The sequence below is a fragment of the Pseudonocardia kunmingensis genome, assembly GCF_006716445.1.
Classification (GTDB): Bacteria; Actinomycetota; Actinomycetes; order Mycobacteriales; family Pseudonocardiaceae; genus Pseudonocardia; species Pseudonocardia kunmingensis.
The window spans coordinates 135,280-160,061 of record NZ_VFPA01000001.1 but is presented as its reverse complement, the minus strand read 5'-3'; the positions used below and the strand labels follow the sequence as shown (position 1 = coordinate 160,061).

The 24,782-nt window shown below is 71.8% G+C and carries 22 protein-coding genes and 1 pseudogene; 6 read left to right on the top strand and 17 right to left on the bottom strand.

Annotation, left to right across the window (positions count from 1 at the left end):
• Nucleotides 1-421: 421 nt before the first annotated feature.
• Complete coding sequence (locus FB558_RS00720) at nucleotides 422-1,486, top strand: IS630 family transposase (RefSeq protein WP_246106185.1); 1,065 nt, start codon at nucleotides 422-424, stop codon at nucleotides 1,484-1,486.
• Between the two features lie 183 nt (nucleotides 1,487-1,669).
• Here FB558_RS00720 and FB558_RS00715 read toward each other — a convergent pair whose 3' ends face one another.
• Genes FB558_RS00715 through FB558_RS00665 form a run of 11 tightly spaced genes read right to left on the bottom strand, consistent with a single transcriptional unit; the run spans nucleotide 1,670 to nucleotide 13,309 of the window.
• Complete coding sequence (locus FB558_RS00715) at nucleotides 1,670-2,494, bottom strand: maleate cis-trans isomerase family protein (RefSeq protein ID WP_142047132.1); 825 nt, start codon at nucleotides 2,492-2,494, stop codon at nucleotides 1,670-1,672.
• Nucleotides 2,494-4,938 (bottom strand): xanthine dehydrogenase family protein molybdopterin-binding subunit, encoded by a 2,445-nt coding sequence (locus tag FB558_RS00710; protein WP_142047130.1) that lies wholly within the window; start codon nucleotides 4,936-4,938, stop codon nucleotides 2,494-2,496. Before FB558_RS00710 ends, FB558_RS00715 begins: the two co-directional genes overlap by 1 nt.
• Nucleotides 4,935-5,489: a (2Fe-2S)-binding protein gene (locus tag FB558_RS00705; RefSeq protein WP_142047128.1), complete on the bottom strand. Its 555-nt coding sequence runs from the start codon at nucleotides 5,487-5,489 to the stop codon at nucleotides 4,935-4,937. Before FB558_RS00705 ends, FB558_RS00710 begins: the two co-directional genes overlap by 4 nt.
• A complete protein-coding gene (locus FB558_RS00700) occupies nucleotides 5,486-6,517 on the bottom strand; it encodes a 2,5-dihydroxypyridine 5,6-dioxygenase NicX family protein (RefSeq protein ID WP_142047126.1) in 1,032 nt (343 codons plus the stop codon). The genes FB558_RS00705 and FB558_RS00700 overlap by 4 nt, the downstream gene beginning before the upstream one ends.
• Nucleotides 6,518-6,530: 13 nt before the next feature.
• Nucleotides 6,531-7,370 (bottom strand): alpha/beta fold hydrolase, encoded by an 840-nt coding sequence (locus tag FB558_RS00695; protein WP_170231140.1) that lies wholly within the window; start codon nucleotides 7,368-7,370, stop codon nucleotides 6,531-6,533.
• Nucleotides 7,367-8,017, bottom strand: coding sequence for a hypothetical protein (locus FB558_RS00690; RefSeq protein ID WP_142047124.1), 651 nt, complete (start codon nucleotides 8,015-8,017; stop codon nucleotides 7,367-7,369). Before FB558_RS00690 ends, FB558_RS00695 begins: the two co-directional genes overlap by 4 nt.
• Before the next feature lie 5 nt (nucleotides 8,018-8,022).
• Complete coding sequence (locus tag FB558_RS00685; RefSeq protein ID WP_142047122.1) at nucleotides 8,023-8,706, bottom strand: SRPBCC family protein; 684 nt, start codon at nucleotides 8,704-8,706, stop codon at nucleotides 8,023-8,025.
• 46 nt (nucleotides 8,707-8,752) lie between these two features.
• Entirely contained in the window at nucleotides 8,753-9,616 is an 864-nt protein-coding gene (locus FB558_RS00680; RefSeq protein ID WP_094932010.1) for an FAD binding domain-containing protein, read from the bottom strand.
• The gene (locus FB558_RS00675) at nucleotides 9,613-10,719 is read right to left on the bottom strand and encodes a PEP/pyruvate-binding domain-containing protein (protein ID WP_142047120.1); all 1,107 of its coding nucleotides are present in this window, start codon (nucleotides 10,717-10,719) and stop codon (nucleotides 9,613-9,615) included. The genes FB558_RS00680 and FB558_RS00675 overlap by 4 nt, the downstream gene beginning before the upstream one ends.
• Entirely contained in the window at nucleotides 10,716-12,620 is a 1,905-nt protein-coding gene (locus FB558_RS00670) for a PEP-utilizing enzyme (protein WP_142047118.1), read from the bottom strand. Before FB558_RS00670 ends, FB558_RS00675 begins: the two co-directional genes overlap by 4 nt.
• Nucleotides 12,617-13,309, bottom strand: coding sequence for an isochorismatase family protein (locus FB558_RS00665; protein ID WP_246106184.1), 693 nt, complete (start codon nucleotides 13,307-13,309; stop codon nucleotides 12,617-12,619). The genes FB558_RS00670 and FB558_RS00665 overlap by 4 nt, the downstream gene beginning before the upstream one ends.
• A 317-nt stretch (nucleotides 13,310-13,626) precedes the next feature.
• On the opposite strand from FB558_RS00665, the gene FB558_RS00660 reads away from it, so the two are divergent.
• Nucleotides 13,627-14,319, top strand: coding sequence for a GntR family transcriptional regulator (locus tag FB558_RS00660; RefSeq protein ID WP_094932014.1), 693 nt, complete (start codon nucleotides 13,627-13,629; stop codon nucleotides 14,317-14,319).
• 63 nt (nucleotides 14,320-14,382) lie between these two features.
• Here FB558_RS00660 and FB558_RS44290 read toward each other — a convergent pair whose 3' ends face one another.
• Genes FB558_RS44290 through FB558_RS00630 form a run of 5 tightly spaced genes read right to left on the bottom strand, consistent with a single transcriptional unit; the run spans nucleotide 14,383 to nucleotide 20,047 of the window.
• On the bottom strand, nucleotides 14,383-14,799 hold the full coding sequence (locus tag FB558_RS44290; RefSeq protein WP_246106183.1) for a hypothetical protein: 417 nt from the start codon (nucleotides 14,797-14,799) through the stop codon (nucleotides 14,383-14,385).
• Nucleotides 14,800-14,843: 44 nt separating this feature from the next.
• Nucleotides 14,844-17,051: a prenyltransferase/squalene oxidase repeat-containing protein gene (locus FB558_RS00645; protein ID WP_142047114.1), complete on the bottom strand. Its 2,208-nt coding sequence runs from the start codon at nucleotides 17,049-17,051 to the stop codon at nucleotides 14,844-14,846.
• A 1-nt stretch (nucleotide 17,052) separates the two neighbouring features.
• Nucleotides 17,053-17,892, bottom strand: coding sequence for a carbohydrate ABC transporter permease (locus tag FB558_RS00640; protein ID WP_142047112.1), 840 nt, complete (start codon nucleotides 17,890-17,892; stop codon nucleotides 17,053-17,055).
• Entirely contained in the window at nucleotides 17,892-18,815 is a 924-nt protein-coding gene (locus FB558_RS00635; RefSeq protein ID WP_142047110.1) for a carbohydrate ABC transporter permease, read from the bottom strand. The genes FB558_RS00640 and FB558_RS00635 overlap by 1 nt, the downstream gene beginning before the upstream one ends.
• On the bottom strand, nucleotides 18,812-20,047 hold the full coding sequence (locus FB558_RS00630; RefSeq protein ID WP_142047108.1) for an ABC transporter substrate-binding protein: 1,236 nt from the start codon (nucleotides 20,045-20,047) through the stop codon (nucleotides 18,812-18,814). Before FB558_RS00630 ends, FB558_RS00635 begins: the two co-directional genes overlap by 4 nt.
• Nucleotides 20,048-20,211: 164 nt before the next feature.
• Here FB558_RS00630 and FB558_RS00625 point away from each other — a divergent pair, with 164 nt between their 5' ends.
• Nucleotides 20,212-21,252: a LacI family DNA-binding transcriptional regulator gene (locus FB558_RS00625; RefSeq protein WP_142047106.1), complete on the top strand. Its 1,041-nt coding sequence runs from the start codon at nucleotides 20,212-20,214 to the stop codon at nucleotides 21,250-21,252.
• A gap of 7 nt (nucleotides 21,253-21,259) precedes the next feature.
• Here FB558_RS00625 and FB558_RS00620 read toward each other — a convergent pair whose 3' ends face one another.
• Complete coding sequence (locus tag FB558_RS00620; protein WP_142053473.1) at nucleotides 21,260-21,787, bottom strand: substrate-binding domain-containing protein; 528 nt, start codon at nucleotides 21,785-21,787, stop codon at nucleotides 21,260-21,262.
• On the opposite strand from FB558_RS00620, the pseudogene FB558_RS45615 reads away from it, so the two are divergent.
• From FB558_RS45615 to FB558_RS00610, 3 genes and pseudogenes are all read left to right on the top strand, one after another.
• Nucleotides 21,719-22,225, top strand: a pseudogene (locus FB558_RS45615) (beta-L-arabinofuranosidase domain-containing protein); the annotation flags it as partial. The gene FB558_RS00620 and the pseudogene FB558_RS45615 overlap by 69 nt on opposite strands.
• 175 nt (nucleotides 22,226-22,400) lie before the next feature.
• Nucleotides 22,401-23,105, top strand: a complete 705-nt coding sequence (locus FB558_RS43020) for a glycoside hydrolase family 127 protein (protein WP_170231116.1) — start codon at nucleotides 22,401-22,403, stop codon at nucleotides 23,103-23,105.
• Between the two features lie 458 nt (nucleotides 23,106-23,563).
• Nucleotides 23,564-24,766, top strand: coding sequence for a CaiB/BaiF CoA transferase family protein (locus tag FB558_RS00610; protein WP_246106182.1), 1,203 nt, complete (start codon nucleotides 23,564-23,566; stop codon nucleotides 24,764-24,766).
• Nucleotides 24,767-24,782: the final 16 nt, after the last annotated feature.

Here is a 24,782-nt window from a genome sequence, read left to right as displayed (position 1 = left end):
CGGTCGGTAGCGCGTGGCATCGTCGAACCTCGCCGATCTTGAGAGGTGGAGTTGGCCGGTCATCTCGTCGAGGGGCGCCGCGATACCGTTCTTCTCTGACGCCCTGTCTACTGATCTGTTCGATCTCGGTGAGCCGTCGTGAATGCGGTCTGGCCAACCAGCCGGACGCATCCATGACCCTTCGACGTCGCCGTCGACCGACCGCAGATCCGCGGCTGCTCGCACCCGGCCGCAACTGGTGCGCCCCTAGTGCGTTGACCACGAACGTTCACCGGGTTGGCGACACGCCGGGCAGCGTCCCGGGCGTGGAGTCGTGGTGATCCCACTCTCGGTCCTGGCGTCAGGGTCGGGATCGGGGGCTGAGGGTCTGATGGCAGAACCAGTCAGAGCGCGCAGGCTCACCGATGAGGAGGGCCAGCGGTTGACCCAGATCGTGCGCCGGGGCGAACACGGCTCGATCCGAGGCCGCCGCGCAATGATCATCATGGCGTCGTCGTCGGGCACCCCGGTCCCCGCGATCGCCCGCCTGGTCGCCGCGGATGAGGACACCGTGCGGGACGTGATCCACGCGTTCAACCAGCGGGGGTTGGCCGCGCTGGACCCTCAGTGGGCGGGAGGCCGTCCCCGCCTGATCAGCGATGAGGACATCGCGTTCATCATCGCGACGGCCACCACCCGCCCGCGCAAGCTCGGGCGCCCGTTCACCCGCTGGAGCGTGCGCAAGCTCGCCGCGTATCTGGCCGAGCACCCAGCCCGGCCGGTGCGGATCGGTCGTGAGCGGCTGCGCCAACTGCTGCGCGAGCGCGGGGTGTCGTTTCAGCGAACCCGGACCTGGAAGGAGTCGCGCGACCCGGACAAGGACGCCAAGCTGGACCGGATCGATGAAGTGACCAGCCGATATCTCGACCGCTGTTTCGCGTTCGACCAGTTCGGGCCGCTGTCCATCCGCCCGTGTCACGGCAGTACCTGGGCGCCGGAGTCGAAGCCAACTCGGCTGCCGGCGACCTACACCCGCAGGCACGGCATCCGCTACGTCCACGGCTGCTACAGCCTCGGCGATGACCAACTGTGGGGCATGTTGCGGCGCCGCAAGGGCGGCGACCACACCCTCGCCGCCCTGAAGTCCATTCGGGCTGCTCGACCCGACGGCGCTCCGATCTACGTGATCATGGACAACTTGTCGGCGAGCAAGACTCCCGCGGTTCGGGTGTGGGCGGCCCGCAACAAGGTCGAGCTGTGTTTCACCCCGACCTACGCCTCTTGGGCCAACCCGATGGAGGCCCAGTTCGGGCCGCTGCGGACCTTCGTCATGGGCGCCTCGAACCATCCCAACCACACCGTCCTGGCCCGCGAGCTGCACGCCTACCTGCGTTGGCGCAACGCCAACGCCCGCCACCCCGACGTCCTCGCGGCCCAACGCCGCGAACGCGCCCGGGTACGCAGCGAACGCCAACAGCGCTGGGGACGGCCCCACGCCGCCGCATGATCAAACCCGGCGAACGTATGTGGTCAACGCACTAGCGGGCACGGGAGGGCGTGGCGGCGTCCGGGCGGCGGGGGTAGGACGGCGGCACGTCGGGCTCCTCGATGTGGCGGTCCCACCCTGCTACCCCGGGACAGGCTTTCCACCGGGCGCCCGCCGTGCCAGCGCCTCCCGGGGCGATACGGGTCAGCTCATCAGGCGACCTGCTCCGGTGATGGCAGGCCGATGGCCAAGCGCGGTGAGCACCTCGAACGCCGTTGCCGTCGCGGCCGTCACGACGGGCAGCCCCAGCTCGTCCTCGACCTGCTGCACCGCGGGCAGCGACGGCATCTGGACGCAGGCCGACAGGACGACGGCCTGCGCTCCCTCCCGGCGCAGACCGCGGGCGATCTCCGGCAGCCGCGCGGGGTCCAGCCGGCCGACGGTCAGGTTGTCGGGCACCTCGAGGGCCACCGCGTCGAGCACTTCGATGCCCTCGGCCTCGATGTACTCGCCGACCATGCGGGTGAGGGGCGCCATGTACGGGGTCACCATCGCGACGCGGTCGGCGCCGATCATCCGCAGCGTGCGCACCAAAGCGCCGGCGCTGCTGACCACGTCGGCCGGGTGCCCGTTGGCGCGCGCGGCGTCCGCGATCACCTGCTCGGACTTCTCGTGCGCGCCGGGTCCCTGCGCCATGACCGCGACGAGGCAGGCGTAGGCGATGACGTCGACGTCGGCGTCCGATACCGCTGTCGCGCAATCGGCCGCCTTGTCGACCATGACCAGCAGCTCTTCCCGGTTCACCTGCTTCATGGCCGAGCGGGCGGAGTGGAAGGTGTACCGGTGCCCGGTGGCCTCGCTCTGCCGGCGGAAGAGCTCGGGAAGCTCGGTCTCCATCGTCGTGTTCGAACTCGGCACGATCAGGCCGATCCGCGACGAGTCGAGACCCTCGGGTGCGGGCTGGTCCTCGCAGGCCACGGCCTCCGTTGCCAGATCGGGTCCCGGTTCGGGGGTGCGGTGCTCGGTCATCAGTATCCAGGTCCTCCGTCGGGGAGATCGCCCGGAGTGGGCGCGAGGTGGTCGTCGGGTCCCTCGGGAGCCGCCCGGTGGGACAGAGCCCGCCAGATGACCTCGGGGGTGACGGGCAGGCTGTCGAGTTCCACGCCGAAGTCGGCGAGCGCGTCGCAGACGGCGTTCGCGACCGCGGCACCGGGCGGGATGGTGCCTGCTTCTCCGACCCCGCGGATCCCGAACGGGGTGACGGGGGAGGGCACCTCGGTGTGCAGGAGCTCGATCGGGGGCAGGTCGGCCGCGGTCGGCGGGAAGTAGTCGACCATCGATCCGTTGAGCAGTTGGCCGGTGTCCGGGTCGTAGCTCAGCTCCTCGGTGAGCGCCGCACCGAAGCCCTGCGCGAGGGCGCCGCGCACCTGGCCCTCGACGACCTGCGGGTTCACCACGGTGCCGGCGTCGTGCACCAGCACGAACCGCTCGACGTCGAACTCCCCGGTATGCGGGTCCACCGACACGCGCGCCGCAGCGGTGCCGTAGGAGTAGGCGGCGTCGGAGGGCTCGAAGTGGGTGGTGGACTCCAGGCCCGGCTCCTCGTCCGGCGGGATGCCCTGGCCGGTGATGGCGACCCCGAACACCTCCGCGAGCGACACTTGCACGTCCGGGTTCTCGCGGTGCCGCACGAGCGACCCGGCGATCTCCAGATCGGCGGCCTCGACCTCCAGCCGCCAGGCGGCCAGCCGGAGTATCTTGCCCGCCAGCACCTCCGCGGCCTGCTTGAGCGCCCCACCCGCCGCGATCATGGTGCGAGAGGCGAAGGCGCCGGTGTTCAGCGGGGAGGCGCCGGTATCCCCGGCGTGCACCTTCACCGCGGCGTAGTCGATGCCGAACACGTCGCTGACCACCTGGGCGAAGGCCGTCTCGCTGCTCTGCCCCATGGTGGAGACGCCGGTGTAGACGTCGATCCCGCCGGACCGGTTGGCGCGCAGCGTAACGCTCTCGTGCGCCCCGAACTGCGACCCGCGCCGGGCCAGGAAGCGGGCGCTGGCGTAGCCGGTGCGCTCGACGAAGGAGGAGAACCCGATCCCGACGAGCCGGCCGTCCGCCCGCGGCGCCGGGGCGGCGGCCCGGTGCTCGGACCATCCGATCGCCTCGGCAGCCATCCGCAGGCAGCGCTCGTAGTCCCCGCTGTCGTACACGGCGCCGGTCGGGTTCTTCCAGGGCAGCTCCTGCGGCGTCAGCATGTTCTTGGCCCGCAGCTCCACCGGGTCGAGGTCCAGCCGGCGGGCGAGCTGGTCCATCAGCCGCTCGTAGGCGAAGTTGACCTCGGGCTGGCCGTAGCCGCGGTAGGCGCCGATCGGCGTCTTGTTGGTGAGGGTGACCCGGCGCTCGGCGTAGCCGTCCTCCACCCGGTACGGGCCGTTGAACACCACGCTCGACAGTTGCGCGGACCCGAACGGCGAGTTCCAGCCGCCGATGTCGGTGGCGTAGACGTTGGTCATCGCCAGGATGCGCCCCTCGGCGTCGGCTGCGATGCGGTAGTCGTGCACCGACTCGCGGGCGTGGGTGGATGCCCGGAAGTGTTCGGCGCGGTCCTCCACCCACTTGACCGGACGGCGCAGCGCCATCGCGTGCAGGCATGCGAGCACGTCCTCCGGGAAGACGCCGAGCTTGAGGCCGAAGCCGCCACCGACGTCGGAGGCGATCGTCCGGATGTCGCCCTCGGCCAGGCGCAGCGACTCCGCGAGCTGCTTGCGGACCAGGTGCGGCACCTGCGTCGAGCAGTGCACCGTCAGCTCGCGAGCGCCGGGCCGCCACTGGGCCAGGACGGCCCGGGTCTCCATGGGCAGGGCGGTCACCCGGTTGATCCGGAACCGGCCCTCGACGACGACGGCGGCCTCACGCATCCGCGCCTCGGGATCCCCGCTGCCGTCGGAGTTCGCGGCCAGCAGGTTCGAGTCGAGCACAGAGGGGTGCAGCACCGGGGCGTCCGGCTCGAGCGCGGCGAGCACGTCGACGACGTGCGGCAGCGGCTCGTACTCGATGTCGACCAGTTCGAGGGCGTCCTCGGCCACGTGCCGGCTGGTCGCCACCACGCTCACCACCGGTTGGCCCTCGTGCGTCGCGATGCCCTGGGCCAGCGCGTAGTAGGGCAGCTGCGGCGCGCCCGGCACCGGCCGGAGCACCGTCATCGGCTCGGTGGCGGCTCGGACGTCCGCGCCGACGAGGACGTGCAGAACCCCGTCCAGCCGCCGCGCCGCATCCGCGTCCACCCGCAGCACTCGCGCGTGCGGGTAGGGGCAGCGGGAGACGGCCATGTGCAGCACGTGCGCCGGCTCGACGTCGGCGGTGAACCGGCCGTCGCCGCGCAGCAGGCGCTCGTCCTCCTTCCGGAGGACGGAGGTGCCGATCACGCCGGTCCGCCGCTCGGTCCCGGCCGGGGCGGGGCGGTCCAGGATGGTCATCGTCGGCCTCGCGTCCCCTCGGTCACGTCGGCGGCGTCGTCGTCCGGGTCGGGCCGGGAGGATCCGGCGAAGTAGCGCTCGATGGCCGAGACGATGGTGGCGTAGCCGGTGCACCGGCAGAGGACCCCGGCGATCTCCTCGCGGATCTCCTCCCGCGTCGGGTGCCCGCCCTGGTACGCCAGCGCCGTCGCGGTCATGAGGAACCCGGGTGAGCAGAACCCGCACTGCAGTGCGTGTTCCTGGCTGAAGGCCTGCTGCAGCGGGTTGAGCCGGTCGTCCTCGGCGAGCGACTCGACCGTCTGCACGTTCCGGCCGTCGAGCTGACAGGCCAGCATCAGGCAGGACTTGATCGCCTCGCCGTCGACCACCACCGTGCACATGCCGCAGGCACCCTGCTCGCAGCCGACGTGGGTGCCCGTGAGCCCCAGCCGTTGGCGCAGGAAGTCGGCGACGTGCAGCCGCGGCGGCACGCTTTCGCTCACCTGCTGACCGTTGACGGTGGTGACCAGTTCGACGAGCGGCTCCGCCCGCCCCACGACGGCGCCGGTCATCGGCGGGCCGCCGGGCGCATCTCGGGCACGGTCAGCTCGCCGTTGTCGACGATGAGCTCGTCGTCGAGGTAGAGGGAGTTGCCGCGCATGGGGATGTCGAAGTGGCACGGGGTGTCGTTCGGCCCGCCGAGCTCGTTGTTGGGGCCGATGGAGAACATGACGTTGCCGTAGAAGCTGCGCAGTTCCATCCCCATGCCGCCGCCGAACTGGGTCAGCCCGTGCCAGTGCGCGCGTTCGTCCAGGCCCCAGCCGACGTGGCTCATGCCGTAGCCGCGGGGGTCGTCGAAGGAGCGGATGTAGGAGGACAGCAGGTCGGCGTCGAGGCCTCCGCGGATGTCGCGGATGAAACCCTGCTCGATGGTGAGTTCCACCGGGGTCTGCACGTAGGTGTTGAACGGCAGGAGTACGTCGCCGGGGGCGAGGACGATCTTCCCGTCGACGCCGTCGTCGGCGCCGCCGGTGAACACGAAGGCTGCGGGCCAGTGGTCCCAGCGTCCGGGTTGGTCGGTGTAGCCGTACTCGCTCATGGTCGGGTAGACGCCGAGGCGGTAGGTGACGTCGGTGCCGTGCGGGCTGGTGATCCGCATGGTCTGGGCCTTGGCCAGCAGCTCGGCGCCGATCTCGACGCGTTCGCGCAGTTCCTTCGTGGGCATGAGCCGGGCCAGTAGCGGGGCGGGTTCGACCGCGGTGAGGATGCGGGTGCCGGCGGCCTGGATCTCGAACTGCTCGGGGCTGAACAGCAGGAACGTGCAGTCCACGACCATGTCCACGGACTTGAGCGCCTCCACCGCCAGCCGGTTGTCGGCCAGCCCGGAGTCGCCGACCGCCCAGGCGCCGGACGCGGAGGCGGGGGAGGGCAGGCGCAGGTGGAAGCCCTGGGCGCCGAGTTTCTGCACGGCCCAGAGGAAGGCGTCGGCGTACTCGGCGCGGTCGGCGCCGCGGGTCAGCACGGCCACGGTCTCGCCCTCGTGCACACCGGAGAGGGTGAGCTGCTGCAGGCAGATCTCGTTGAACAGGTTCTGATCCATCAGATCACTCCGATCAGGCAGGTGAGGTGTCGTGGACGTGAGTGAGCAGGAGCGGACGGACGGTGTCGAGGAAGCCGGACAGGTTGTCCCACGGCACCATGTGTCCGGCGCCCGGGACGCTGTGGATCTCGATGTCCGGGCGGGCGCGGCGAAGGTCGTCGGTGGCCGTCGGGGGCACGACCGGGCTGTCGGCGCCGCGGACCAGCACCGCGGGTGGGGTCACAGCCGCCCAGTGATCGAAGAAGTCCTCGGTCTCGAAACCGGTGTGGGTCTCGCAGACGGCCGTCTCGTCGCAGGAAGCGAGCGCCTGGGCCCGCAGCTGCAGCTCCCGCTCGGGCCACAGCGGGTAGTAGCGGCGAACCTCGTCGGCGGTGGTGCCCCGCTGTGCCTCGTGCAACTGCTGCAGGAACGCCTCGCGAGAGGTGGGGTAGGGGCCGCGGCCGGGACCGGAGACCGGGGGGTCGACCAGGACGAGAAGCCCGTGCCGGTCGGGGGCGTGCCGTGCGGCGTAGGCGGCGGCGATCCGCGCACCCATGGAGTGTCCGACGATCACCGGCTCGCGCAGGTCGAGCGCATCGACCAGACCGGCGACGTCGGCGGCGTAGTCCTGCATCCGGTACGCGCCGGCGGAGGCGCGGTCGCTCTCGCCGCGCCCGCGGATGTCGGGCACGGTCACCCGGTAGCCCAGCTCGGCGAACCGGACCGCCAGGAAGTCGGCGGTGACGGCCGGGCTGGTGATCCCCGGCAGCACGAGCAGATCGCGCGCCCCGGGCTCGCCGTACCGCAGCACGCGGTGCCGCAGCCCGTTGGCCTCGACCACCGCGCTGCGGCCCCGGATCGTGACACCGCTCATCGCCGGCTCCCTTCCGATCCCGCGCCCTGCGCGGGCAACTGGTCGATCGCCCACTCCAGCAGGGGAGCGGCGAGCTCGGTGGCCTGCGGCAGATGCACCCGCTCGGCCATGTAGCGCAGCTTTGCGATCGCCTTGTCCCGTGGGCAGGCCCCGGAGAGCACCCAGTCGCGGGTCAGCCCGGCGAGGGTCTCGAGGAACGACAGCGAGTCGCCCGCCTGCACCGCGTCCGCCCCCTGCAGCCCGCCCACCTCGTGCAGCCCGATCAGCCGGCGGACCTCGCTCAGCCGGACGCCGGACGCGGCCCGGCCGAGCCCGCCCAACCACACGCCGACCGCCTCGGCGGAGCGCAGCGAGTGCGGGTAGAGGTAGAAGGGGTCGTCCCACTCCGTCGTGGCGTGGTCGAGCCTCGGGCCGCCGGGGAACATCCGCTCGATGTCGTGGGTCATCGCCGCGAGCCGCATCTCCACGGTCGCGGCCGGGTCGAGATGTACGAGCCAGTCCCGTGCCCGCATCAGGTGTTCGACCTGGTCGTAAGCCCGTACCCAATCGGCGGCCAGCGCCTCGATCTCGGTGTCGACCGGCACCTGCGGTGCCGTCCAGGGCAGGCCCGTGGGGTTGGTGACCGGACTCGTTGCGGGGCTGGGCACCGGGGTCACCGCCGCCCTCGCCGCGTTCCGGGCCGAGATCCGCGCCGCAGGGCCACGACGGCCAGCACCACCGACACCGCGCTGAGGGCCGCCGCCACCTTGGCCCAGGGATCACCGCCCGGCCGTCCCTCCGGCGGGGGCATGCCGAGGCGTCCGGCGGTCCCGCTCACGGACTCCGGGTACGGCGACCCCGAGGGCGCGAGCGTGCCGGGTGTCCGCGGCTCCGAGGGCGCCGCTGCGGGGCCGCCCCCGAGGGCAACTTCCAGATTGCGGGCGAACTGGGTCGTGACCTTGCCGACCTGCTTGGCGACGACCTTCTGGCCCACGCTGCCCAGCGCGCCCGCCAGCGCGACGTCCCCGTCGACCAGCACGAGGGTGCCCCGAGCGGCCGGCTCGAGCTGGACGTTCGCGGTGGCGCGCACGTTGCCCACGGCCCCGCCGACGCTCTTGCCGGTGGCGGTGAAGGAGATCAGCTTCTCGGGAACCCGTTCGACGATCTTGATCGTCGCCGCGAAGGTCGCGCGCATCGGCCCGACGCTCTGGGTCACCCGGACCTCGATGTCGTCCGAGCTGACCGCGGTGAGCTGTTCGACCCCGGGCATGCACCCGGCCACGGACTCGGGCTGCTCGAAGAACCTCCAGACCGTGGCGACCGGTTGGTCGACCTCGAACGTCTCGCGCAGCTTCATGGAACCTCTCCTCCGCTCGGGGCGGGTCGGCGGGTGGTGGACGGGGTCACCGGGACGGCGCCGCGCGCAGCTCGGCGAGCGCCCGGCGGACGTGGACGGGGACCAGATGCCGGCGGTATTCGGCCGAGGCGCGCACGTCGGTGGGCGGGTCGACGACCTCGAGTGCGGCGGCCGCGGCGGCCTCGAGGTCGGCGTCGTCGAGGGCCGTGCCGGTGACGGCGGCGGCGGCCGCTCCGGCGAGGACTGGGGTGTCCGCGACCCCGCCGAGGCCGATGCGGACGTCGTGCCACCGGCCGTCGGCATCCCGGTCGCCGGTGGTGGCCACGCTGAGCACGGCGAAGTCGTTGTGCTTGCGGCAGACCTCGCGGAAGGCGACGTGGCGCGACTGTGGCGGTATCTCCACCGCGGTGAGCAGTTCGTCGGGCTCCAGCGTGCTCGCGTAGGAGCCGGCGTACAGCTCGGACAGGGGGATCCGCCGCGTCCCGCCCGGCCCGGTGGCGGTCACGACCGCGCCCATCACGAGGCACGCCAGGGCCAGCTCCCCGGTGGGGTCGGCCTGGGCCAGTGCACCACCGACGGTGCCGCGGTTGCGCACCTGCCGGTCGCCGATGTGCCCCACCATCCGCGCGAGCAGCGGGAGCCGCTCGGCCACGAGAGGCGAGCGCTCCAGGGCGGCGTAGCGGACCAGGGCGCCCAGGGTGATCCGGTGCCCGTCGAGCCGGACGTCGTCGAGTTCGTCGAGCTCGTTGATGTCGACGAGTGCCGCGGGCCGCCACAGCCGCATGTTCAGCATCGGCACGAGGCTCTGGCCTCCGGCGAGCACGCGGGCCGCCCCGTCGTACTCGGCCAGGCGGGCAACCGCTTCGGCGACCGAGGTCGGACGGTGGTAGGCGAACGGGGCGGGCTTCACGACGTGCGGCCCCCGCCGCCATGCGTCACGCCGACGCCGGCGAAGCGGGCCAGGACGTGACCGACCGCGGACTTGCGTTCGGTGACGAGCTGCTCGGCCTGGCGTCGGCTCCAGACGGTTTCCGGGCGAACCTGCAGGACGTGCACCTCGCCCGTCTGGCTGACGGCCCATTCGATGTCCTGGGGGGCGCCGCGGTGCCGCTCGATCTCCTTCGCCAGCCGCGCAAGCGTGTCGATCTGTGCGGCCTCGAGGCAGGGCGAGCCGGACACCTCGGCATCGACCGGCACGAGGCCGACGCTGCCGGTGTCGGGGTCGAAGCCGTACTGGGTCTCCTGTCGCTGCACCTCCTGGGCGACGACCTCGAAGGTCACCTTGTCCACGACGTAGCGGCTCGGCGTGATCCCGCCGCTGACGACGCCTTCCCCGAGGCCCCAGCAGCCCTCGATGACGACCTTGGAGCGGTCGCCGGTGACGGGGTCGAGGGTGAACATGACACCGGCCGCCCGTGCTTGCACCATCTGCTGCACACCGACGCAGATGGCGTGGTCGCCGGCAGCCGCGTCCCGTTCGGTGTCGGGGCGGTAGGTGAGGACAGCAGGCCCGAACATCCCGGCCCAGCAGCGCCGCGCGTGGGCGAGCACGCCGTCTCCGGTCCGGATCCACAGGAACGTGTCGTACTGCCCGGCGAAGCTGGCCCCCGCCAGGTCCTCGGACTCCCCGCTGGAGCGCACGGCCACGGGCAGGCCGGTGCTCCCGGTCCGCCGCTCCAGCTCGGCGTAGGACTCGCGGATCGCGGTCTCGAGGTCGGCCGGCATCGGCGCCGCCTCGATCGCGGCGGCGAACTCCGCGCTGAGCTCCTGCACCCGTGGGAGGTCGGCCCCACGGGCCTCGGCCCGGACCTGGCGGGCGCGCTGCGCGAGCCCCGCGGAGTCCAGGAAGTGCCGGTAGGCGGTGGTGGTGATCCCGAAACCGGGGGGCACGGCGAAGCCGTTCGCGGTCATCTCCGCGAGGCTCGCGAACTTGCCACCCAGCAGCCGGTTGCCCACAGCAGTCGAGTCGTCGATCCAGAGCACGAACGGGTGGACAGAGGCGGTGGATGTCATGCGGGCACGTCCTCCACGACGTGGACGACGCCGGTGTTGCCGTCGACCTCGATGAGCTGGCCGGTGCGCAGGGATGTGGTGGCGAAGCCGGTGCCGACGACTGCCGGCAGGCCGTACTCACGACAGACGATCGCGGTGTGGGCCATGATCCCGCCGACGTCGGACACCGCCGCCGACAGCCGGGAGAACACCGGCGCCCAGCTGGGAGCGGTGATCCGGCAGACGAGGATGTCGCCGTCCTGCACCTCGTGCAGCTGCTCGGGGTCGACGATCACCCGCGCCCGGCCGGTCGCCCTGCCGGCCGAGGCCGCGACCCCACGCAGCTCACCGCCGTCGCGGCCCTCGCTGCCGAGCCACTCCTGCACCGACTCCTGGGTGATGCCCCAGAGCATCACCGTCAGCGGCTCGGTGATGTAGTCCGGCGGGACGCCCAGCGCAGGTTGCGGCGGGTGGGCCTTGAGCACCTCCCGGATGCGGCGCCGGCGCTCGATCTCGGGCCGCCAGTAGGTGACCCCGCGGGCCTCCGTGCCGGTGGCCCAGCCGATGTTGAGGTCGTAGAGCGCCGAGTAGATCTCGTTGCGGTGCAGGTAGAAGATGTCCTCGCGGTCGTCGAAGAACCCATGGGCGACGAAGACTTCGCCGAGCTCGCGCACCTTCGAGAAGAACATCGAGTGGTGCCAGTGCTCGACGTAGAAGTTGTGGTTCTCCACGAACGGGAAGACCTGCCGGGCGAGCGCGACCAGCCCGTCGAAGGACTCGCGGTCGGCGTCGGTGGGCAGGTAGCTGCGGTACTCGTCGGTCACCCGCACGCGCTCGGCCAGGATCTCCTCGAGGGGCCGGCGGATGTCCTCGCCGGCGAGCAGCCTCGTGATGTAGCCGCGCAGCGCGGTGAACGGGAGACGCAGGTCGTCGATCCAGGCGCGGTCGCTGTGCTGGTAGCCCGCCCCGGTCGAGAACCAGAACCACGGGTCCTTGGCCTGTTCGAAGGACTCCAGCCACCGCGCGCCTCCCGGGAGCGCGGCGAGCGCGGCGAGCGCGGAGCTCGGGTCCTCCTCGGTCAGCAGCACGTCGGTCAGTTCGAGCTCGACGGCGAGCTCCGCCAGCGCACGGACCTCGTCGTCGGGACGGAAGAGCATGATGTCGATGCCCGAGACCATGCTGGCGATCGTCTGGTCGGTGATGCCCGGGAACGCGGTCTGGCAGAACTCGCGGAACGTGAGGTAGGCGCCGTAGCCGAGGTTGAGCATCTCGAAGTGGTACGAACCCATCTCGAACAGGTTCGTGATCAGCTCGCCGTAGCTCTTCAGCAGGTCGTAGCTGGAGTAGAGGCCGCGGTGCTCGAAGACGCGGTCCGCCGGCTCCATGCCGGGCAGGGGCGCGAACCGGATGGCCTTGAGCCGTTCGATGCAGTCGGTCGCCTTGGCGACCCACTGCTCGTAGATCTCGTCCCAGTTCTCGTAGTAGTGCCCGGCGCGGACGGTGAACTCCTGGGCCCGCTGGGCGATCTCGTCGGCGTCGGTGACCGCGTTGGGGCTGATGTAGAGGTACCCGTTGATGATCCGGTGGTCGATGCCGCCGGCCAGCGGGATCGGCCACACCCGGGTCGACATCTGGCTGACCGCGACCCACCAGTTCTCGGTCATGATCGTGTCGAACGGGTAGAGCGGCTCGGGGTTGTGCATCCCGTCGAAGAACCAGAACTTGCCGTCGTCGAACTCGCGGCGCTCGTCGCACAGCAGCGCGTAGTACGGGTACATGCTGTGCCAGCCCTCCGCACCTGGCGGCGTCTGCACCGCGAACGGGCTGGCGAAGCGCTTCCCCGGCACTGCCTGAGCGGGCGCGTCCGCCGCTCCCGCCGGCACGGGTGGGGCGTCGGTCGGGGTGGGACTGGTGGACGTCATGCGCGCGCCTCCGCCTGGGACGTGGTGGTGGACAGCTGCTCCGGTTCGGGGGGATCCGGCCGCAGGGCTTCGAGGTAGGCGAGGACGTCGTCGAGGCCGACGACGTCGCCGTACTTCTCGTTGATGTCGAACAGGCTCGCGTCGTGCGGGGCCCGCGCCCGGTCACCGACGCAGACATTCGGGACCAGGACCGGGTAGCCGTGCTGCACGGCATCCACGGCGGTCGCGCGGACGCACCCGCTCGTGGTCGCGCCGGTCACGATCACGGTATCGGCCCCCACCGAGGCGAGGTGGCCCGCCAGCGCGGTGCCGAAGAAGGCGGATGCCCCGGTCTTGGTGAGCAGGTGCTCGTCCGGTCGCGGCGACAATCGCTGGTCGATCTCGACCAGTCGGCTCCCGACCTGCAGCGCTGCCATGCCCGGGGCCTTGCGCAGCCAGGCGAGCGCGGCGACCTGCGCAGCGTCGTAGGAGATCGTGGTGAAGACGACCGGGGCGCCTGCGGCCCGGGCCGCGTCGAGCAGGCGCGCGGTCGCCAGCACGGGAGCCGTCATGTCGGCTGCCGTCGGGTACTGCGGATCGGTGAAGCCGTAGGTGAAGTCCACGACCACAACGGCAGGCCGCGCGCCGCGCACCACCGGTCTGCCGAACCCGGCCCGCTCGTAGACGTGGGCCGTCGAAGGCCGATCCACGTTGGTCCTCCCCTGCGTCGTTGGTGCCGGGCCCGAGCGAGACGAATGGCATACTTGTATACCATCTGGGGCCGTACTCGTTCGCGGCTTCCCGGCTTGGGGTGGCTCCACCATGACGGGTGGACCGCCGATCGGGCAAGACCTTCGTCTCGAATCAACGAGCTCGTAACACTCGTGACGAAGTACCGGGCCTGCCCGTCGTTCCCGGGCCGGGCCGCCTGCTGCGTCCACCGGCCCGGACGACCCGGGCGTCTACGATCGTCGGCGGAGGGGCACGCAGATGCCTCGTGGGGGCGGACTCTGGAGACGGCCACGCAATGGATCTTCTGACCGATGACGGCCTGCCCATGTCCCAGCGCAGCAGCGAGGGCGTCGCCCGCATCGTCCGCAGAGCGATCCTCGACGGCCGGCTTCAGCCGGGACAGCCCCTCCGGGAGCGGGCGCTCGCCGAAGAGCTCGGGATCAGCCGCACCCCGATCCGCGAGGCCCTGTTCATCCTGCAGGGAGAGGGTCTCGTCGGGATGACGCCGAACCGGGGGGCAACGGTACGCACCATCACGGCCACCGACATCTCCGAGATCTACTCCGTCCGCACGCTGCTCGAGTCGCATGCCGCCGCACTGGCCGCGGGCCGGATCACCGAGCGGGAACTGGCCGCGCTCGACGAGGCGCACGGCCGGATCGAGCGCCTCAACGACCACGCCACCCCGCAGGAGCAGGCCGAGGCGGACCTGAAGCTGCACGGTCTGATCGCGGACGCGGCGGGCAGTCAGCTGCTGCGCACGATCCTCGGCCAGGTGCACGCCTTCACCGCCACCTACCGCTCCCGATACCCCTACCCGCCGGATCAGCTCCGCCGAGCCAACGCCCAGCACGAGGCGATCATCATGGCGCTGCGCGACCACGACGCGGAGCGCGCCGAGCAGCTCATGCGCGAGCACGTGGGCGACTCCCGCGCGCTCGCGCTGCGGCACTTCACGGAGAACGAGCCGACCCAGGCGACGCGGTAGACGGGGCCGCTGGCTCGTTCGGACGGGTGTCTGCCGGGGCCATCGAACCCAACCCGTCGGCTGCTAAGGGGTGCTTGCCCGCCGCTGCGGGCCGGCGACCTCCTCGGCGGGTCCGGCCCCCGGACTCGTCACACTGCCAAAGCTGATCTTCGACTCGGTCCAGTTCGGCGTCGATCCGGCGATCACGGCCGTGGCGACGATCCTGATGGGTGTCACCGCCGCGCTGGTGCTGCGCACGTCCAGGTCGATGCCCTTGAGGACCTCCTTCTCGTTGGAGGCGTGGATCATCTCCCGCGCGTACCGCGCCGTCGCGGCGAACATCGCCGCCGCATCGGCGGCGCTGCGGCCCTGCACCGAGGCCACCACGATCCCGGCCCGGCGTAGCCGGACCCGGTCCCGCGCGGTCCTGGTGATCTTCACCAGGCGTTGCGCTTCGGTCGGGTCGAGCTCGCGGACGAACACCTCAGGCTGTCGCGTCATCACCCACCTCCGGGCGACAGCCTCCCGGTCACCAAGCCAGTCGATCAACCTGGCCCGGTGACGACGTCGACCGTTCCTGACGAGGCACTAGCTGCTCCGGAACTACTGAGCGGCCCGCTGATCCGCGCCCGCCCGGTCGCCTCCGCCGCCCGGCACCAGGAGCTGAGCCCCGACGTGCCGGCGGCATAGATCCAGCCGAGGCCACCCCACGTGTCGCCCTTTCGGATCAGGCTGTCGTCCACGCCCTGGTCGGCGAACGCGATGCCCTCCGGCTGCATCCCGGTGTCGGCGAAGCCGTAGCAGTCGCCGTCGTGGGCGAGCAGCTGGGCGGTGCCGTGCGCGATGAGGTCGGCGACGCGCGCGAACAGGGGTCTGCCCGTGAGCTCGGAGAGCACGAGCAGGTCGTCGAGGAAGAAGAGGCTGTAGATGTCGGTGACGCCGGTGCCCCAGATTTCGTTGATGCCGCCCCAGCCGATGGAGCGCACGCCATGGCGGTGAAGCCGCGTGCCCGGGCGGGACGGGACGTCCCACAGTGACGTCCAGCTGGCCGCGACCATTGCGGCACGTGCGGCGCTCTCCAGTAGCTCCGGGCGGGACGTGCCGGTGGCGCGGTACAGGGCGAGCAGTGCCCGGCACGCGAGGTGGGCGGCCTCCTTGTCGACGACGTTGGGGTTGTCGAGCGTGCCGCCGCGGTACTCGTCGGGATCGACCTGTGCGTGGCGCACGAACCGGCAGGCGTGCTCTGCCGCGCGTCTGAACCGGTCGGCGCGGTCGGGGAGCGCGGACGCCGCGTGTAGGAGGAACGGAACGGGTACCGCGGTCGCGCTGCGCGCCGCGGGTCCGTCGTCACCGAACCAGCTGCCCTGGGTGATCGGGTCGCCGTCGGGGGTGTACGCGCGGAACCAGGAGCCATCCGGCTGCTGCACGCGCACGAGGAAGTCGGCGGTCCGGCGGACGGCGTCGCGCCAGTGCGGGCGCTCGTCGCCGTGCACACGGTGCAACAGATAGTTGTGCAGCAGGTCCTCGGCCGGCTCGGTGATGAGCCGCAGATAGGTGCCCGTGACGTCGGACGGGGCGAGGTAGTGCAGGAGCGGGCGGTCGCCGCCGATCGGCGGCACCGGAGCGGCCCGCGCCAGGTCGTAGTGGCTGTGGTTCCAGCCGGACGGGGTGGTCATGGTTGCGACGAAGAAGTCGCAGACGCGGCCCCCACGGTCGAGCCATGCTTCCGGGTCGTGCTCGGCCAGTACATGCGCCGCGTCGAGCTGGCGGCCGGTGAACCCGTACTCGAGGATGTCCAACGCGCGGGACATCTCGTGGTTGGCGAAACTCGCGCCGAAGGCGCGGGCCGGTGTCGTGTACCCGCGGTCGGGATCGAAGTTGAGGACGAAACCGGCGCCACCGCCGGACCACTCGCGGTAGGTGCGGGCCAGTCCGTCCCGGCGCAGCCGCACCGCCTCCGCGAGGGTGATGGGCGGGTCGACGGGCTCGATGCCGTGGGCCGCGAGCGCCCGCTCGACCGTGGCCGCTGCCGCGTCGGCGAACGTCGGCATCTGGTCGGCCCAGAACCGGTAGGACACCGTGATCTCGCCCCCGTCGGGGCCGATCGGCAGGTAGGTGCGCGACGGCGTGCCGTCGCTGTCCAACGCGGAGCTCCCCGCGCTGTTGCGGTAGGGCACCCGGGCGTGCAGCGCGTCGGGGGAGAAGCCCACCGCCCCGATGTCGGTGTCCTGCAGGAACTCCTGGCCGCCCGGCGTGCGGACCGGTGCTGTATCCCGGGTCGCGGGTGTGAGCCGCAGGAGGCCCACCACCCGGCCGTCGGGGCGGCGGGCCGTCACCGCCGGGGTGGCGATCCGGTCCTCCGACAACACCGTCTCGGCGTGCCCGGCGTGCTGCTCGGGGGAGTAGACCGCGCCCGGCACCAGCATGCGGAAGCCGTCATTGACGTGCGCCTTCAGTGCCAGCGCCGCGCCCACGGTGCCCGCGCCGGCGCCGACGCGCAGCCGCCGGTGCACTGTGACGCCGTGGTCGTCGGCCGACCAGACATCGCGCAGCTCCCAGTCGCGCTCCGCCACCCGCCACCCCGACCTTCCGACCAGCGCGATGCCTTCGCGTGTGAGGCAGTCGTACCGCGCGAGCACCGGGACGTGGCCGAGGCACTCGGCCGCCACCGGGGTGGGCACACTCACTTCCATGCCCTCGGCCCGCAGGGCGATGCCGTCGCCGCCGCTGGAGGGGAACGGTTCCAATCGCATGTCAGTCCCGCCCCGTTCCCGTGGTCAGCCCGCTGACGATCTGGCGCTGCAGCACCGCGAACACCACAATGATCGGGATCGCGACGGCCGTGGCCACTGCCATCAGGTCGTTCCACCGGGTGCCGTACTGCCCGACCAGCGACACCAGTCCGACGGTGATCGGTTGCATGTTCTCCTTCGTCGTGAGGGTCAGGCCGAAGACGAGCTCGCCCCACGTCAGGACGAACGAGATGGTGGCGACGGTGATCAGGCCGGGCCGGGTCAGCGGCAGGATCACCGACCAGAACGTGCGCAGCTGCCCGCAGCCGTCGATCCGCGCGGCCTCCTCGATCTCGCCGGGGAGGCCCAGGAAGAACGGGCGCAGGATGATGATCGCCAGCGGCAGCGTGAACAGCGTGTTGGCCAGGATCAGCGCCGGGTAGGTGTCCACGAGGTGCAGCTTCCGGAAGATCAGGAAGAGCGGCACCGCGAGGTTGATCGTCGGCAGCATCTGGGCCACGAGCAGCACGAGCACCGCGACCCCGACGAACCGCAGCCGCAACCGGGCGAGCGCGTACGCCGCCGGTGCGGCGAGCACGAGCGTGAGGAGCATCGTGCCGGTGCTGACGACGAGGCTGTTGAGGAAGCCGCGCAGGATCGCCGGGTTGCCGAGCACGGTGTCCCGGTAGGCCTGCAGGACCGGCTGCAGCGGCACCAGCTGCGGGGGCGAGGCGAAGATCGCCGACTGCGTCTTCACCGACGTGGCCACCATCCAGTACACCGGGAACAGGTACGCGACGGTGACGGCGAGGCCGACGAGGGTGAGCGTGCGGCGCCGCCGCCGGGTCGGGGTGCGGGCCATCAGGACGCCTCCTCGCGGCGGATCAGGCGCAGGTAGAACCCGGCGACGACCAGCGAGATCACCAGCAGCACGGTCGCGGCCGCGGCGCCCTGTCCGAAGCGGAACGCCGTGAACGTCGTCTGGTAGGTGTAGATCGGCAGCGTCGTCGTCGCGGCGACCGGACCGCCGCCGGTCAGCACGTACACGAGGTCGAAGACCTTGAACGTGTACACGAACGACAGCAGCAGCACGGTCAGCGCGACGGGCCGCATCATCGGCAGCGTCAGGTACCGGAACCGCTGCCACGCTCCCGCACCGTCGAGCGTCCCGGCCTCGGAGACGCTCTCCGGCAGCCCGTTCAGCCCGGCGAGCAGAAGGATCATGTTGAACGGGATCCCGATCCAGACGTTCACCGCCACCACGCTCACCAGCGCCGTGACCGGCTGGCTGAGCCAGTACTCGCCGTGCCCGAGCAGGCCCGTCCCCGTGAGGACGGCGTTGAGCGCGCCGAAGTCGCCGTCGAGGATCCAGCGCCACACGTTCGCGGAGACCACGATCGGCAGCAGCCAGCCGAGCAGCAGGAGCGCGCGCATCGTCCCGGCGCCGGGGAAGGGCTGGCGGAACAGCAGCGCCAGCGCGAAGCCGAGCGTGAACTGCAGCGCCAGGCTGGCCAGCGTGAAGACCGCGGAGATCAGCAGCGACGGGGCGAACGTCGGGTCGGCGAACAGCGCGCGGTAGTTCGCGAACCCCGCGAAGGGGGCCTGCCCGCGCAGCAGCGTGGCGATCGTGACGTCGTGCAGGGCGAGGTAGACGTTGTAGCCGAGCGGATAGACCAGCGCCAGGACGATGAACAGCATCGCCGGGGCGGCGAAGGCGTAGCGGCCGATCGCCTGCCGCAGGTCCCGACGACCTCGCCCGTGCCTGCGGGCGTCCAGGGGGATCATGCGGCGAGCTTCCCGCCGATGGCGTCCTGCGCCTGCTGCAGCGCGTCGGCCACGGGCGCCTGCCCGGTGAGGGCGGCCTGGATCGCCTTCTGGATGTCCTGCGAGATCGCGAGGTAGTTCTCGCCGTACGCCCGGGGACGGGCGACGTCGAGCTGGGAGGTGAACACGCTGAGGGCGGGGTCGGCGGACCAGTGCGGATCCTCCGACACGGTGCGACTGCTGGGCAGCTGGTTGCTGATCTGCGTGTAGCGGGTGGCGACGGGCAGGGACTTGCAGAACGTGACGAAGTCCCAGGCGAGGTCGGCGTGCGGGGCGCCGGCGCAGATCCCCAGGTCCTCGGCGCCGATCACGGTGGCCGCGGTGTCCCGGCGGGGAAGGGGGGCGACCGCCCAGTCGACGTCGGATGTGGACAGCTCCGGAATCTGCCACGGGCCGTTGACCATCATCGCGGTCTGGCCGTTGACGAACTGGTTGAGCAGGTCCGCCTGGGTCCAGCCGAGCGTGCCGCGGGACATGTGCCCGGCGTCGAGCAGCTCCCTGTAGAGCCCGAGCGCGGCCTGCCCTCCGGTGCCCGCGAGGGTCGGGACGTCGCCGCCCGCCTGCCACAGCCAGGGGAGGAACTGCAAGGTGGCCTCCTCGCTCTGCACCGCGGAGACGGCGAACCCGTACCGGCCGTCGGTGGTGAGCCGGGCGGCAGCCTCCCGCAGCTCGTCCCACGTGGACGGCGGACGCACCCCGGCGGCGTCCAGGACGGTTCGGTCGTAGTAGAGGGCGAGGTCGTTGACCGTGTCGGGGACGGCGAACCGCCGCCCGCGGTACTCCGTGGTCCGCCATGCGGCGGGCAGGATGTCCGCGGCGCCGGACCAGACCGCGATCCGGTCGGTGAGGTCGTCGAGCAGACCGATCGCGGCGAAGGCGGCGACATCGGAGTTGTCGATCGCGAGGACGTCGGGGACGTCGCCTGCGCTCGCCGACTGCAGCACCGTGCGCTTGTACTGGTCGAACGGCACGACCTGGCGCTCGACACGGACGTCGGGGCGGTGCGCCATGTACTGCTCGTGCACCCAGTCGGCGGCCGCGCTGGTGCCGCCCGCGGTCCAGTAGTCCCAGACCGACAGGACGGTGCGCGGGTCCGAGTGGGCCGCGCAGCCCGTGACGGACCCGGCGGTAGCGCCGAGCGCGGCAGCTCCGGCCGCCCCCAGCATCCGCCGGCGGCTGATCCGAGCCACCATCTGACACCTACCCTCGGAAATATGACGGCAAACGTTTGCCGCGCGCGGTTCGGAATGTAGGTCGGGCCGCGGCCGACGGTCAAGGCGGCTCCTTGCGTGCGGCTCCGTGATCAGTACCCTGGGTCCGGGTAGGGTCACGATCAGTCCGGGTCGGAGGGAGGGGCGTGGATCCGCAAGGGGTTTCCGCGCGTGGCCGCGCCGCGACGCTGGCAGATGTCGCCCGGCTCGCCGGCGTCTCCGTCGGCACCGCGTCGAAGGCGCTCAACGGCCGGGGCCAACTGCGGAGCGAGACGCGGTCGGCCGTCGTGGCCGCGGCGGAGAAGCTCGGCTTCACGATGAACGGCGTCGCTCGAGCGCTGCACTCGGGTCGCACCTACACCGTCGGCCTCGTCGCGACCGACGACGTGGGCCGGTTCTACTTCCCGGTCCTGCTCGGCGCGGAGGACGCGCTCGGACCGGGCCGCATCGCGGTGTTCCTGTGCGACACGCGGGGCGACCCGGTGCGTGAGCGCCTGTACGTCGACACGCTGGTCGGGCGCCGGGTCGACGGGTTGATCGTGACCGGGTGCGTCACCGATCCCCGCCCGCCGATCGACGTGCCCGAGGGGGTGCCGGTCGTCTACGCCATCGCGCCGTCAGCTGACCCGCGGGACGCGTCGGTGACGATCGACAACGAGCGCGCGGGCCGGCTGGCCGTGGAGCACCTCCTCGGCGCGGGCAGGCGGCGCATCGGGTGCATCTCCGGGCGGGACGACCAGCGCTCCGCCACGCAGCGGGCCGAGTCGGCCGCGCGGGTGCTCGCCGAGGCCGGACTCGCGCTCACCGGGGGAGCGCCCCGGTACGGGGCGTGGTCGGAGGAGTGGGGTCGACAGGCCGCCCACCAGCTCCTCACCGTCGCCCCGGACCTCGACGCGGTGATCTGCGGCAGCGACCAGGTCGCACGCGGTGTCGTCGACGCCCTGGAGCGCGCCGGTCGGTCGGTACCGGGCGACGTCGCCGTGATCGGGTTCGACAACTGGGACGTGATGGCGACCGGCCGGTCGCCTGCGCTCACCACGCTGGACCCGCAGCTGGAGCTGATCGGGCGCCGGGCGGCGCAGCGGCTGCTCGAGGCGATCGACGGTCGTCCGAGCGGTGGTGTCGAGACGGTCGCGCCCAGCATGGTGTTCCGCGGGTCGACGGGCGTGCCGGTCGCGGGTCCGTAGCCGGGGGTCAGCCGGCGCCGAGAGTCGACTCGCGCAGCACGAGCCGGCACGGTAGGCGTTGGACGCCCTGTGCGGCGCTGCCGTCGATGCGGTCGAAGAGCCGCTGGGCGGCCGAACGGCCGAGCTGCTCGAGGTTCATGTCGACCGTGCTGAGCGGCGGACGGGCGCCGGCCAGTATCGATCCCCAGTTGTCGAAGCCGATCACGGCGACGTCGCAGGGGACCGACCGGCCGCGCTCGCGCAGCGCGTCGAGCACGCCACGGGCCACCTGGTCGCTGCCGCACATCACGGCGTCCACCTCCGTGGAGCGGTCGAGCAGGGAGCGCATGGCCGAGTAGCCCCAGTACTCCGACCATTCACCGAAGAGGGGGGCCTGGCCCGCGAACCGCAGGCCGTGCGCGGCGAGTGCGCTCGCCGCGCCCTCGGCGCGGTCGGTGGCGGCCGCGTACTCCCGGTCGCCGGTGATGTGGGCGATGTGCCGGCGCCCGAGCCCGAAGTCTTCGGCCCTGGCGGGAGCCCCGGGATCGACGGCCATCCCGAGATCGAGACCGCGTTCGTGGAGCTCGCCCGGCTGACAGGCGAGCAGCGCTACCTCGAGATGGCGGCCGAGTTCGTCGAGCGGCGGGGGCACCAGCGGCTCGCGGACATCGAGTTCGGGCGTGCCTACTTCCAGGACGACGTGCCGGTGCGCGAGGCGACGGTCCTGCGGGGCACGCGGTCCGTGCGCTGTACCTGGCTGCCGGGGCCGTGGACGTCGCGGTGGAGACGGGGGACGCCGATCTGCTCGCCGCCGTGGAGCGGCAGTGGGACCCACCATCGCCCGACGGACGTACCTCACTGGCGGGATGGGGTCGCACCACCAGGACGAGTCGTTCGGCGACGACTACGTCCTGCCACCCGATCGCGCGTACTGCGAGACTGTGCGGGAGTGGCGTCGGTGATGCTGTCCTGGCGGCTGCTGCTCGCCACCGGCGATCCGCGGTACGCCGACGTCGCCGAGCGGACGCTGTTCAACGTCGTTGCAACCTCGCCCCTCTCCCGACGGCCGGGCGTTCTACTACATCAACACGCTGCACCCAGCGGCAGCTGGGGCTTCCGGCTTCGCTCGAGGTGGAGACCCCGCGGGCGGCAAGCAGCCTGCGGGCGCGGTGGTTCTCGGTCTCGTGCTGTCCGACGAACGTGGGCGTACGTTCGCGAGCCTCGACACCTACCTCGCGACGGCGGACGAGGACGGTCTGCAGGTGCACCAGTACGCAGATGCGCGGATCTCCACACGGCTCCCCGACGGTCGCGCGGTGTTCGTCGAGATCGGCACGGCCTACCCGGACGCGGGGCGCGTCACGGTGCGGGGTCACCGAGACCGACGATGCGCCGTGGTCGCTACCCTCCGCGTGCCGTCCTGGGCGGCGGGTGCGGCGGTGGTCGACAGGGACGGGCACAGGAAAGCCGGACCCGGGAGCGTCTCGATGCGCCGGCGCTTCTCGGTCAGTGAGGAGATCCACCTGGACCTGCCGGTCGCGCCGCGCTGGACCGCGGCCGATCCGCGCATCGACGCGGTCCGCGGGTGCGTTGCGGTGGAGCGTGGCCCGCTCGTCCTGTGTGCGGAGTCCACGGATCTCCCCGGCGGACCGCACGTGGACCGCGTCCGGGTCGACCCGGACCGGCCGCTGCGGGACGACGGCGCGGTGACGGCGTCCGGCGTGCTGGTCGAGCACACGGACGCGGCATGGCCCTACGGACAGGCCGGGCAGCGCGATCGGGCGGGCGCGCCCGTCAGGATCCCACTGGTGCCCTACCACTCATGGGCGGCCCGCGGTCCGTCGACGATGCGGATCTGGCTGCCGACGGTCTGAGCCGGTTGCGGAGGGGTCGCCTCCCTCGCCCGTGCCCGCGACCTGCGGCCCGCGATCGCGACGAAGTCGCCGACCGGCGGGGAAGGTGCGAGCCGGGGCCCGACGAGGTGATCACGGTCGGCGGCGCCGCAGGCCATGGCTCCACCGGCGGCGACCCCACGCCCGCCGCGCCTGCTCGCGCGGCGACGCACCTGTGGAGGCCAAACCTGGGGTGGCTCTTCCACCGAGGCGGCGCGACGCGCGGCGGGGGATTGGCCGTAGGTGCGTGATCGGCGCGGTGCGTCTCGGACGGCCCGCATCGCCTGGTGCGGCCGATGCTGTAGCGGTGTGATCCCTGCCGGCCGGGAGGCAGACGGCGCGTGAAAGCGACCCCTCCATGTGGAGGTGCACACCCATCGCCGTCCCGCGGAAGGTGAAGCCCGACGCGTTCTGAGAGGACCTCGACGAGGAGGACGAATTTGCCTCACGCACAGACCGGCCCGTCAAGTCCGGTGATTTCCGGGGGCACCGCCGATGACGGAACCGCCCGCCGGAAAGGGCCGCTCGCCGGAGTGCGCGTACTCGACATGACCCGGCTCGCGCCCGGGCCATACGGCAGCATGCTGCTGGCCGATCTCGGTGCCGAGGTGATCGCCGTCGGCGGTGGGAGATCGGGCCTGCCGGTCCCGGCGCTGTCGCGCGGAAAGGAGTTCGTCACGCTGGATCTGAAGACCGGCGAAGGGCGAGCCGTGCTGCAACGGATGGTGGCGGAATCGGATGTCCTGATGGAGGGGTTCCGGCCCGGCGTGGCCGACCGGATCGGTGCGGGCTACGCCGAGCTGAGCGAGATCAATCCGCGATTGGTCTACTGCAGCGTCACCGGCTACGGGCAGACAGGTCCGTGGGCGCAGCGCGCCGGACACGACATCAACTACCTCGCCGTCGGTGGTGCGCTCGGCACCTTCGGTCCGCCCGGCGGACCGCCGGTGCCGCCGCTGAACCTGGTGGCCGACTTCGCGGGCGGAGGACTGCTCGCCGCCTTCGGGGTCGTCGGTGCGCTGTACGAGCGCGAGCACTCCGGGCGTGGCCAGTACATCGACGCGGCGATGGTCGACGGGGTCTTGTCGATGATGGGTATGAACCTCGCTGACTGGGGTGGGCCGTCGCTGCCGCGGCGCGGTGAGGGTGTGCTCGCCGGAACGCACCCCGCCTACCGCTGCTACGCGTGCGCAGACGGCCGGTACGTGGCCGTCGGGGCGTTGGAGAACGCGTTCTTCACGAACCTGTGGCAGGCCCTCGAACTGGGTCCGGTGCCAGACCACATGGACCCGGAGGAGTTCGCGACCATCGAGGTCCGCCTCACCGAGTCGTTCCGGCAATGCACCATGGCGGAATGGGCAGAGTTCTTCTCCGGCATCGACGCCTGCGTTACCCCGGTGCTGGAACCGCACGAGCTCGCCGGATCTGACCAGATTGCGCAGCGCTACCCGGACTCCCCGACCCGATCGGTGCCGGCGGTTCCGCAGTACTCGCGCACCCCGGCGGCAGCTGGCCCGACCGAGACCGCTGACTCGACGGCGCGCGTGCTCGCGCGTTTCGGGATCGGCGACGAGGACGCGCGCAAGGCGATCGGCTCGAGCACGCCCGATGCCGTGCGAGGCCTGCGCTGGCCGCCGATCTGAACTCATCTCGACGATC